Origin of the sequence: Plantactinospora sp. CA-290183, assembly GCF_050936375.1 — a bacterium.
Lineage (GTDB): Bacteria > Actinomycetota > Actinomycetes > Mycobacteriales > Micromonosporaceae > Plantactinospora.
Genome location: NZ_JBNJMX010000024.1, coordinates 44,420 through 55,063 on the forward strand (window position 1 = coordinate 44,420; position 10,644 = coordinate 55,063).

General features: G+C 71.5%; 10 protein-coding genes. 6 read left to right on the plus strand and 4 right to left on the minus strand.

What is annotated here, in order from left to right; all coding sequences use genetic code 11:
- The first annotated feature begins 169 nt into the window (after positions 1-169).
- Genes lepA through ACQEUR_RS22315 form a run of 3 tightly spaced genes read left to right on the plus strand, consistent with a single transcriptional unit; the run spans position 170 to position 2,958 of the window.
- The gene (lepA, locus tag ACQEUR_RS22305) at positions 170-2,050 is read left to right on the plus strand and encodes a translation elongation factor 4 (RefSeq protein ID WP_433034444.1); all 1,881 of its coding nucleotides are present in this window, start codon (positions 170-172) and stop codon (positions 2,048-2,050) included.
- Positions 2,047-2,661: an NUDIX hydrolase gene (locus ACQEUR_RS22310; protein ID WP_433034446.1), complete on the plus strand. Its 615-nt coding sequence runs from the start codon at positions 2,047-2,049 to the stop codon at positions 2,659-2,661. Before lepA ends, ACQEUR_RS22310 begins: the two co-directional genes overlap by 4 nt.
- A 12-nt stretch (positions 2,662-2,673) precedes the next feature.
- Positions 2,674-2,958 carry a GlsB/YeaQ/YmgE family stress response membrane protein gene (locus ACQEUR_RS22315; protein WP_433034448.1) on the plus strand — a complete coding sequence of 95 codons (285 nt, stop codon included), beginning with the start codon at positions 2,674-2,676 and terminating at the stop codon, positions 2,956-2,958.
- A 140-nt stretch (positions 2,959-3,098) separates the two neighbouring features.
- On the opposite strand, the gene ACQEUR_RS22320 is transcribed toward ACQEUR_RS22315, so the two are convergent.
- The 3 genes from ACQEUR_RS22320 to ACQEUR_RS22330 form a co-directional block, all read right to left on the minus strand.
- The gene (locus ACQEUR_RS22320; protein WP_433034449.1) at positions 3,099-4,010 is read right to left on the minus strand and encodes a phytanoyl-CoA dioxygenase family protein; all 912 of its coding nucleotides are present in this window, start codon (positions 4,008-4,010) and stop codon (positions 3,099-3,101) included.
- Between the two features lie 265 nt (positions 4,011-4,275).
- A complete protein-coding gene (locus tag ACQEUR_RS22325) occupies positions 4,276-5,136 on the minus strand; it encodes a hypothetical protein (protein WP_433034451.1) in 861 nt (286 codons plus the stop codon).
- Between the two features lie 96 nt (positions 5,137-5,232).
- Entirely contained in the window at positions 5,233-6,018 is a 786-nt protein-coding gene (locus ACQEUR_RS22330; RefSeq protein WP_433034453.1) for an enoyl-CoA hydratase-related protein, read from the minus strand.
- A gap of 17 nt (positions 6,019-6,035) precedes the next feature.
- On the opposite strand from ACQEUR_RS22330, the gene hemW reads away from it, so the two are divergent.
- On the plus strand, positions 6,036-7,259 hold the full coding sequence (hemW, locus tag ACQEUR_RS22335; protein WP_433034455.1) for a radical SAM family heme chaperone HemW: 1,224 nt from the start codon (positions 6,036-6,038) through the stop codon (positions 7,257-7,259).
- A 72-nt stretch (positions 7,260-7,331) separates the two neighbouring features.
- Here hemW and ACQEUR_RS22340 read toward each other — a convergent pair whose 3' ends face one another.
- Positions 7,332-8,012, minus strand: coding sequence for a DUF4870 domain-containing protein (locus ACQEUR_RS22340; RefSeq protein ID WP_433034457.1), 681 nt, complete (start codon positions 8,010-8,012; stop codon positions 7,332-7,334).
- A gap of 285 nt (positions 8,013-8,297) precedes the next feature.
- On the opposite strand from ACQEUR_RS22340, the gene hrcA reads away from it, so the two are divergent.
- Positions 8,298-9,320: a heat-inducible transcriptional repressor HrcA gene (hrcA, locus tag ACQEUR_RS22345; protein WP_433034459.1), complete on the plus strand. Its 1,023-nt coding sequence runs from the start codon at positions 8,298-8,300 to the stop codon at positions 9,318-9,320.
- A gap of 92 nt (positions 9,321-9,412) precedes the next feature.
- Complete coding sequence (gene dnaJ, locus ACQEUR_RS22350; protein ID WP_433034465.1) at positions 9,413-10,549, plus strand: molecular chaperone DnaJ; 1,137 nt, start codon at positions 9,413-9,415, stop codon at positions 10,547-10,549.
- Positions 10,550-10,644 lie beyond the last annotated feature (95 nt).

A 10,644-nucleotide genomic window follows, 5' to 3' on the forward strand; every position in this document is an offset into this window, starting at 1 on the left:
AGTGACGCCAGGACGGGGCGGACGGGCGGACCGGCGGGGCGAGGCCGCCGGAGGAGTGTGCTGATTCCCGTCCGGGCGGCGTGGGATCATAGAGGGCGGCCGGTGCATGCCGGCCGTCGCTCACCGCCAGTCGGCGACCAGACCAGCCACGCGACGAGAACGGACTGCTGTGCCACCGACGCTCGACCCCGGCATGAACACCCCCGGTGCCACCGACCCCGGTCGGATCAGAAACTTCTGCATCATCGCCCACATCGACCACGGCAAGTCGACCCTGGCCGACCGGATGCTGCAGCTCACCGGTGTGGTCGACCCCCGGCAGATGCGCGCCCAGTATCTCGACCGGATGGACATCGAGCGGGAACGCGGCATCACGATCAAGAGCCAGGCGGTCCGCATGCCGTGGACCATCCGCGAGGGCGACCGGCAGGGCGAGCAGGCCGTGCTCAACATGATCGACACGCCGGGGCACGTGGACTTCACCTACGAGGTGTCCCGCTCGCTGGCCGCCTGTGAGGGCGCCATCCTGCTGGTTGACGCCGCGCAGGGGATCGAGGCCCAGACGCTGGCCAATCTCTATCTCGCGATGGAGAACGACCTGCACGTCATCCCGGTGCTCAACAAGATCGACCTGCCGGCCGCCCAGCCGGACAAGTACGCCGAGGAGTTGGCGCACCTGATCGGCGGAGACCCGGGCGACTGCATCCGGGTCTCCGGCAAGACCGGCGAGGGGGTGGCCTACCTGCTCGACGAGATCGTCCGGCAGTTCAAGCCGCCGGTCGGTGACGCGGCGGCGCCGGCCCGCGCCATGATCTTCGACTCGGTCTACGACGTCTACCGGGGAGTGGTGACCTACGTCCGGGTCATCGACGGCCGGATCGAGGCGCGCGACAAGATCAAGATGATGTCTCTCGGCACGGTGCACGAGCTGCTGGAGCTCGGGGTGATCTCGCCGGAGATGGAGAAGGCCGGGGCGCTCGGCGTCGGCGAGGTGGGCTACCTGATCACCGGCGTGAAGGACGTACGCCAGTCCCGGGTCGGCGACACGGTGACCATCAACGCCCGGCCGGCGACCCAGGCGCTGGGCGGCTACAAGGACCCGAAGCCGATGGTCTACTCCGGCCTCTACCCGATCGACGGCTCTGACTACCCGGCCCTGCGGGACGCGCTGGACAAGCTCAAGCTGAACGACGCCGCGCTCAACTACGAGCCGGAGACCTCGGCCGCCCTCGGCTTCGGCTTCCGGTGCGGCTTCCTCGGCCTGCTGCACCTGGAGATCATCGGGGAGCGGCTGGAGCGCGAGTTCGGGCTGGACCTGATCTCGACCGCGCCGAACGTCGTCTACCGGGTCGCCCTGGAGGACGGCTCCGAGGTGACGGTCACCAACCCGAGCGAGTACCCGACCGGCAAGGTCGCGGAGGTGTACGAGCCGGTGGTCCGGGCCACCGTGCTGACCCCGAACGACTACGTCGGCGCGGTGATGGAGCTGTGCCAGGGACGCCGCGGTTCCCTGAAGGGGATGGACTACCTCTCCGCGGACCGGGTCGAGCTGCGCTACACCCTGCCGCTCGGCGAGATCATCTTCGACTTCTTCGACCAGCTCAAGAGCCGTACCAAGGGCTACGCCTCGCTGGACTACGAGCCCTCGGGCGAGCAGGAGTCCGACCTGGTCAAGGTCGACATCCTGCTCAACAGCGAGCCGGTGGACGCGTTCAGCGCCATCGTGCACAAGGACAAGGCGTACAACTACGGCGTCGGGATCGCGGCGAAGCTGCAGAAGCTGATCCCCCGGCAGCAGTTCGAGGTGCCGATCCAGGCGGCGATCGGCAACCGGGTGATCGCCCGGGAGACGATCCGGGCGATCCGCAAGGACGTGCTGGCCAAGTGCTACGGCGGTGACATCACCCGGAAGCGCAAGCTGCTGGAGAAGCAGAAGGAGGGGAAGAAGCGGATGAAGATGGTGGGCCGGGTCGAGGTGCCGCAGGAGGCCTTCATCGCCGCGCTCTCCACCGGCGACTCCGGCGACGGTAAGGCCGGCGGCAAGAAGTGAACCCCCGGGGGTACGGGCCCGGCGCCTCTTTCTGCCCCCGGTGCGCCGCACCGCTGTCCGGCCCGCCGCCGACGACCTGCGTCGGCTGCGGGTACCAGCTCTTCGTCAACCCCCGTCCCACCGTCGGCCTCTTCGTCCTCGACCGCGACCCCCGCCCGGCGGAGGGTGCCGGCGGGTCGGCGCCGCGCTTCCTGGCTCTCCGGCGGGCGTCGCCGCCGATGGCCGGACGCTGGGAGACGCCGGGCGGCTTCTGCGACGGCTGGGAACACCCCGCCGACGCCGCGGTGCGCGAGGCCCGCGAGGAGCTCGGGGTGGAGGTCACCCTCGGTGACTTCATCGGGATGTACGTCGGCAGTTACGAGTTCCAGGACGAGCTTCTGCCGGTGCTGGACAGCTTCTTCCTGGCGACTTTGGGTGATCAAGAAATCACGTTGGACCCTGCCGAGTCCTCCGAGATGGCCTGGTTCTCCCTGCTCAGCCCGCCGCCGCTGGCCTTCTCCACGATGGATGCGGCCGTTCGGGACGCGGCGCGACGTCTGGGGCAACTGGTCGGTTTGGTTTCTCCGGCCGCCGGGAATCTAGCAGTCACCACAACAACGTGTGACGACTGAAGGAGGACGGCCGTGGAACTCACCGTCTGGGGTATCATCACCGCGCTCATCGTTGGCCTCGTCATCGGCGCCCTCGGCCGTCTGGTCGTACCGGGTCGTCAGGACATCCCGATCTGGCTGACCATGCTGATCGGTGTCGGCGCCGCGCTGCTCGGCACGGTCATCGCCCGGGCCACCGGAGTGGCGACGACCCGCGGGGTCGACTGGATCGAGCTGCTGATCCAGATCGCGCTGGCCGCCATCGCGGTCGCGCTGGTGGCCGGGGTCGGCCGACGCCGCCGGGTCACCCGCTACTGACACAACCCCCAGCAGATCCGCGGCGAGGGGCGCCGGGCCGATCGGCCCGGCGCCCCTCGCCGTTGTGCGCGTGCCTGTAAGGAGGGGGCCCTTCCTATACAAAAAACGATAGGAAGGGCCCCCTCCTTACCCGGCCGTGCTCAGCGCAGCCAGGGGATGCTGCGGTCCAGCAGACCGCGTTCCTTCAGCTCCTTGCGCAGCGGGATCTCGTCGTCCACGTAGCCGTTCCAGTTGATGCCCCAGTAGTTGGCGGTGTGCGTACCCTCGCCGATCAGCTGGCGCTGCACCGGGGTGCGGTTCGCGTACCACTCGCCGTTCACGTCCGGGTGCAGCTCGTCCAGCGGCCGGATCCACCGGTAGGTGTAGCCGACGAAGAGCATCTTCCGGGTGATGTTGGAGAGGTTGGTGGACCGGGAGTGCCACTGCCGCCGGTCGAAGATGAACGCGTCACCGGGGTTGGCGGTGATCTCGACGGTGCCCTCCGGGTCGGGGTTGTGCACCGAGAGGTCGGCCGGGCGGGGCAGCGAGTTCCACAGGTGGCTGCCCGGGATCACCTTGGTGGCGCCCCGGCCCGTCTCCGACAGGTCGGAGAGCACGTAGGCGACCTTCAGCGAGAACATCGGCCGCGGCAGGTTCGGGTCCATCGTCTCCGGGTCGGAGTTCTGCCGGTAGCCGTCCTGGTGCCAGCCCCAGTACGGCTTCTCGGGCTCCAGTGCCGGCGGCGTGACGTCCAGGTGGTTGTGGTGGGTGTAGATGTTCCAGCCCGCCAGGCCCCACATGTACGGGAACGCGATCGGGTGGGTGAGCAGGTTGCCGAAGAGCTCGTCCCGCTCCAGGAAGCCGAGCAGGTGCAGCGTGCCGTCCTTGGTGGTGTTGCCGGCGGCCTTCTCCTCCGCGTAGACCCGGTCCACCGCCGCCTCCAGGGCCGCGCGGTGGTCCTCGGTCAGGACGTTGCGCAGCAGCAGGAAGCCCTGCTCGTGGAACTCCTTGCGGTCCGTGTCACTGATCGGCTCGTAACCCGTCCGGCCGCCGTAGTCGAACACCGCGTCCATCCCTCCCCATAGGGTGAAACTTTCTCTGAGCACACAGGCTGCCGATCGTAACGTGCGGGGCAAGACCCGCAAGGGCGTGCTCAGCCCGGGTGCGCGGCGGGCCCGGTTGGTCCTACGCACGGAAGCTGCGATCTCACGGGACGTCACGGAAAGGTGATCTGGCCCGACGAAATCGAGCGCTATGTCCCGTTGTGCAGTCACCGCGAGTCAAACATCGTGGGTCTGGGCAAGCGCGTGGGGCGCGAGGGCGTGGCGGGCGGCCGGCTCAGTCCGCGAAGACCTCGGCGACCACCCTGTCGGTGCTGGGCGGCGCGTCCCGCACCGGAGCCCAGGTCCCCTCGTCGGCCGTCCACTGCAGGTCGGCGTAGCGCACCCGGCGGACGCCATGGTCCCCGGCGTGCGACACCAGCCAGTGCGCGTACCGCCAGCCGGCCTGCGCGTCCGCGGTCGCCACGGTCAGGCCGACCAGCTCGGCCGCCGCGGCGGTCTCCAACCGGCCCCAGTCCAGCCTCAGGCCGGCGGTGAGGGCGGTGGTCGCGGCGGTGCCCCGCAGCACCGGCTCCCGTTCGCCGGAGCAGGCCACCGCGCCCGTCGCGTTGCCGAGCAGGGCCCGGGTCAGCACCGCCGAGTCGTCCGCCCACTGCTGGTAGGCCCGGGGGAAGGCGGAGCGCTGCACCGCCTGGGCGGCGACGGTGACCTCCATCGACTCCCAGCCGCGCACCTTCCGCAGGGCGTTGTAGAACTTGGTCGCGGCGTAGCGCGGGTCGCGGATCTGCTCCGGCGTGCCCCACCCCTGGCTCGGCCGCTGCTGGAACAGCCCGATCGAGTCGCGGTCACCGCCGGCGAGGTTGTGCAGTTGGGACTCCTGGAACGCGGTGGCGAGCGCGACCACGACCGCCTGCTCCGGCATCTTGCGCCGGATCCCCACCGCCGCGATCGTCGCCGCGTTCGCCATCTGCTCGGCGTTGAGGGCGACCCGGCCGTCCGCCTCGACCACGCAGCCCCGGGAGATCCTCGGCAGCGTGAGGGTGTCGCCCAGCTCCCGCGCCCCGAGGTAGAGGCCGAAACCGGCGACCGCTGCCAGGGCCACTCCCGCTGCCACCATCGACCGAGCCCGCACCGCCACCCCCTGCTCGATAATGGACACAGCGTACGTCGCCCGCCCAAAAACTGTGCCTACCGCTGTGACGAGTCCCACCCGGCCCGTTCGACCCGGGCGGGGCTAGTCCCCGGATACCCACCGTGGCGGCCGTTTCTCCCGGAACGCCGCGACGCCCTCGCGCCCCTCCTCGGAGTGGAAGTACCGGACGGACAACTCGGTCAACTCGGCGAGATCGGCGCGGAACCCGGCCGCCGGGGGGCGGCGCAGCAGTTCCTTCACCCCGACCGACGCGCCCGGCGCGCCGCGTAGCAGGGCGGCGCAGTACGAGGCGACCGTCTCGTCCAGCGCCTCCGCCGTGGTGACGCCGGTGACGAGCCCGATCTCGGCCGCGCGGCGTCCGTCGAAGGTGTCACCGGTCAGGTACAGCTCGGCGGCGGCCCGCGGGTGCAGCCGGGGCAGCACGGTCGCGGAGATGACCGCCGGGATCACCCCGATCCGTACCTCGGTGAAGGCGAATGTCGCATCCTGCGCGCAGATCGCGATGTCGGCCGCCGCGATCAGCCCCAGCCCGCCGGCCCGGGCCGGGCCGCCGACCCGGGCCACCACCGGCTTCGGGCACTCCCACACGGCGGTGAGCAGGTCGCCCAGCATCGCCACCGGGACCGTGCCGCTCTGGTACGCCGCGGCGGTCTCCTTCAGGTCCGCTCCGGAGCTGAAGACCGGCCCGGTGTGCGAGAGCACCACCACCCGTACGACGTCGTCCGCCACCGCGGCGGCCAGCCCGGCGATCAGCTCGATCATCAGCGGCGTGGAGAGCGCGTTGCGGTTGTGCGGGCTGTCCAGGGTGAGCGTGGTCACCCCGTGCGCGGTCGAGACCCGGACGAGCGGGGCGGGGGCGGAGGTCATGCCGGCACACTAGTCGTATGCCCGGCACCCTCCCCGCAGGCCGACCCGTACCCGTCGACGGCGCGCTGCCCGAGACCGCGCTGGCCCAGGCCGGTGCGCGCGGGTTCGGCGTCTACGTCCACGTCCCGTTCTGCGCCAGCCGGTGCGGCTACTGCGACTTCAACACGTACACCGCCGGTGAACTGGGCGGGGGTGTGAGCCGGGAGGGCTACGCCGACCAGGTCCTCGCCGAGCTGGCGCTGGCCGGCCGGGTGCTCGGCGGGCGCCCCCCGGCCCGGGTCGACACGGTCTTCGTCGGCGGCGGCACGCCGACCCTGCTGCCCCCGGACGACCTGGCCCGGATCCTGGACGGCATCGACCGGCTCTGGGGTCTGGCCGGCGACGTCGAGGTGACCACCGAGGCCAACCCCGAGTCGGTGACGCCGGAGTCGCTCAAGGAGCTGCGGGCGGCCGGCTACAACCGGATCTCGCTGGGCATGCAGTCGGCCGCGCCCGGGGTGCTCGCCATCCTGGACCGCCGGCACTCCGCCGGTCGGGCGACGGCCGCCGCCCGGGAGGCCCGGGACGTCGGGTTCGACCACGTCAACCTGGACCTGATCTACGGCACGCCGGGGGAGAGCGCCGAGGACTTCGCGGCCTCGCTGGACGCCGCGATCTCCGCCGGGGTCGACCACGTCAGCGCGTACGCCCTGATCGTGGAGGAGGGCACCCGGCTGGCCGTCCGGATGCGGCGCGGCGAGCTGCCGTACCCCGATGACGACGTGGCGGCGGACCGTTACCTGGCCGCGGAGGCCGCGCTCTCCGGTGCCGGTTTCTCCTGGTACGAGGTCTCCAACTGGGCCCGGACGCCGGCCGCGCGGTGCCGGCACAACCTGCTCTACTGGACCGGCGGCGACTGGTGGGGCCTCGGGCCGGGCGCGCACAGCCACGTCGGCGGAGTCCGCTGGTGGAACGTGAAGCATCCGAGCGCGTACGCGGCGCGGCTCGGCGCCGGGGAGTCACCCGGGCAGGGCCGGGAGCTGCTGTCGGCGGCGGACCGGCGGGTGGAGGACGTGATGCTGCGGCTCCGGTTGGCCTCCGGGTTGCCGCTGGCGGTGCTGGACGACGCGGGCCGGTCGGGAGCGGCCGAGGCGCGCGACGCGGGGCTGCTCGACGGGGCGGAGTACGACGTGGGCCGGGCCGTGCTCACGCTGCGCGGGCGGCTGCTCGCCGACGCGGTCGTCCGGGACCTGCTGCCCTGAACCGCGGATGCGTCCGTGCGGGATCCGCTGCCGGACCCCGCACGGGTCACCTCGACCGGTGCCCGACGCCGGTCAGGTCACCATCCGGTAGCTCATCGGGTAGCGGTAGAGGCTGCCCTCGTTGGCCTTGATGCCGCCGACGATCGCGAAGATCACCATGATCGCCAGGGTGATCAGGGGCAGGAAGGAGAGGATGCCGAAGCTGCACACCGCGAGGATGCTGGCGGCGATGGTGGCGATCCCCCAGGTGATCTGGAAGTTCAGCGCCTCGACGGCGTGCGCGCGGACCGTGGGTGATTCGTTCCCCTTGGCCAGCATCGCGACGAGCGGGGCGATGAAGCCCACCAGGACGCCGCCGAAGTGCGCGATCAGTGCCCAGGTCTTCTCGTCGCTGTTCGCGTAGCCGGCCGGCGCCGGTCCGCCGGGGTGGCCGCCCGGTCCGCCGGGGTAGCCGCTCGGGCCCGGTCCGCCGGGGTAGCCGCTCGGGCCCGGTCCGCCGGGGTAGCCGCTCGGGCCCGGTCCGCCGGGGTAGCCGCCCGGTCCGCCGGGGTAGCCGCCGCCCGGGGGGTAGCCGCCGTCCGGGGTGGGCGGGGGATAGGCGCCCCCGCCCGGGGTCGGCGGCGGATAGGCCGCGCCGCCGGAGCTGGGTGGCGGGTATCCCTCGCCCGGCATCGGATGCGATCCGGGAGGCGGCGGCGAGGTCGGGTCGGGCCAGGGGCCGCCCTCTCCGGGCGGGCGGGGCGGTTCGGTCATGGGGCCACCGTAGGGGGCCGGATCAAGGCGCGCCAGACGGGCCGGCTGATTGAATCTGGACAATAGCCGGCCGCGCCTGGTATGTGCCCCGAGGTAGGGTGAGCTGGCCGGCCGGATTGTCGGGGCCGGGGGGTGGCCGGCCAAATGATCATCGCCTACGGGGGGTTCTTGGTCGTAGACTGGCACTCGCTACAGTCGAGTGCCAAAGATGGGTGTCGTGATCCGACCGTCGGGGCCGCTCCGGTCGCGCCGGCTCCGGAGTCGGCGCGTCGCAGGGAGGTGAGGATGGGTCTCGACGACCGCAAGCTGGACGTACTCCGGGCGATCGTGGAGGACTACGTCGCCACCCAGGAGCCGGTCGGCAGCAAGGCGCTGGTCGAGCGCCACCAGCTCGGGGTCTCCCCGGCCACCGTCCGCAACGACATGGCAGTGCTGGAGGAGGAGGGCTACATCCGGCAGCCGCACACCAGTGCCGGCCGGGTGCCCACCGACCGCGGCTACCGACTCTTCGTCGACCGGCTCTCCCGGGTCAAGCCGCTCACCCCGGCCGAACGCCGGGCGATCGAGCGCTTCCTGGTCGGCGCGGTCGACCTCGACGACGTGGTGCACCGTACGGTGCGGCTGCTGGCCCAGTTGACCCGCCAGGTCGCCGTCGTGCAGTACCCCAGCCTGACCCGCTCCTCCGTACGACACCTGGAGCTGGTGCCGATCTCCACGACCCGGCTGATGCTGGTCATGATCGCCGACACCGGCCGGGTGGAGCAGCGCCTGGTGGAGCTGCCCGCGCCGGTGGGTGCGGACGACGTGACGGACCTGCGCCGGATCCTCAACGAGAAGCTCTGCGGCAACCGGCTCTCCGACACCCCGCCGCTGGTCCAGGTGCTGGTCGACGAGGTGCCGGCCGAGCTGCGCGCCACGATGGCCACGCTCTCCACCGTCCTGCTGGAGACGCTCATCGAGCGCTCCGAGGAGCGGATCGCCCTAGCCGGCACCGCCAACCTGACCCGGGCCGGGCTGCTGGACTTCCAGGGGTCGCTGCGGCCGATCCTGGAGGCGCTGGAGGAGGAGGTCATCCTGCTCAAGCTGATCGGCGAGGTCGAGCCGAGCACGCTGCGGGTCCGGATCGGTGACGAGAACGAGTTCGACAACCTGCGCGCGACCTCGGTGGTCAGCACGGGATACGGTCCGGGGGCCACCATCGTCGGCGGGCTCGGCGTCCTGGGCCCGACCCGGATGGACTACCCGGGCACCATTGCCACGGTGCGCGCCGTGGCACGCTACGTCGGCGACGTGTTGGCGGAGAACTGAACACCGACCGACGTGACCAGCAGACTGATCCGACGAGACACTGACCTGACGACCGGCGGACGGTAACGCGAGACATGAGGACACGGAACGCAGTGGCCAAGGACTACTACGGAATTCTCGGCGTCAGCCGGGACGCCTCCGACGACGAGATCAAGCGCGCCTACCGGAAGCTGGCGCGGCAGTTCCATCCGGACGTGAACCCGGACCCGGAGGCGCACGAGAAGTTCAAGGACATCAACGCCGCGTACGAGGTCCTCTCGGACGACCAGAAGCGGCAGATCGTCGACCTGGGCGGCGACCCCCTCGCCCCCGGTGGCGGTCCCGGGGCGGGCCCGGGTGGCGCCGGCGGGCCCTTCGTCGGCTTCCAGGACATCATGGACGCGTTCTTCGGTGCCGCGGGCGGCTCCCGGGGGCCCCGTCCCCGGACCCGGCCGGGTGCCGACGCGATCCTCCGGCTCGAACTGGACCTGCATGAGACGGCGTTCGGCGTGGAGGCGCCGATCGCGGTCGACACGGCGGTGCTCTGCACCACCTGCTCCGGTGCCGGTACGGCGGCCGGCACGCACCTGGCCACCTGCGAGGCGTGCGGTGGTCGGGGCGAGGTGCAGTCGGTGCAGCGAACCTTCCTCGGCCAGGTGGTGTCGTCCCGGCCGTGCACCGTCTGCCAGGGCTACGGCACCGTCATCCCGCACCCCTGCCCCACCTGCGCCGGTGACGGGCGGGTGCGTACCCGCCGCTCGCTGACCGTCAAGATCCCGGCCGGGGTGGAGGACGGCATGCGGATCCGGCTCGCCCAGCAGGGTGAGGTGGGCCCGGGTGGCGGTACGGCCGGTGACCTCTACGTGGAGATCCACGAGCGCCCGCACGACGTCTACTCCCGCAAGGGCGACGACCTGCACTGCCGGGTGACCGTGCCGATGACCGCGGCCGCGCTGGGCACCCGGCTGACCATCAAGACGCTGGACAGCGAGGAGCCGGTGGACGTCAAGCCGGGCACCCAGCCGGGCAGCACGCTGCGGCTGCGGGCCCGGGGCGTGCCGCACCTGCGCGGCACCGGCCGGGGCGACCTCTACGTGCACCTCGACGTGCGCACGCCCACCAAGCTCGACGCCGACCAGGAGCGGATGTTGCGCGACTTCGCCAAGACCCGCGGCGAGGAGGTCGCGGAGCTGAGCAAGCAGGGCGGCTTCTTCTCCCGGATGCGCGACGCCTTCAACGGCCACGCCTGACCCCCGCCCCCGCGCAGGATCGTCGTGATCAGGGACCTTTCCGCGCGTGTCGTCGGCCTGTCCCGATAACGGCTCCCTGATCACGACGATCATCG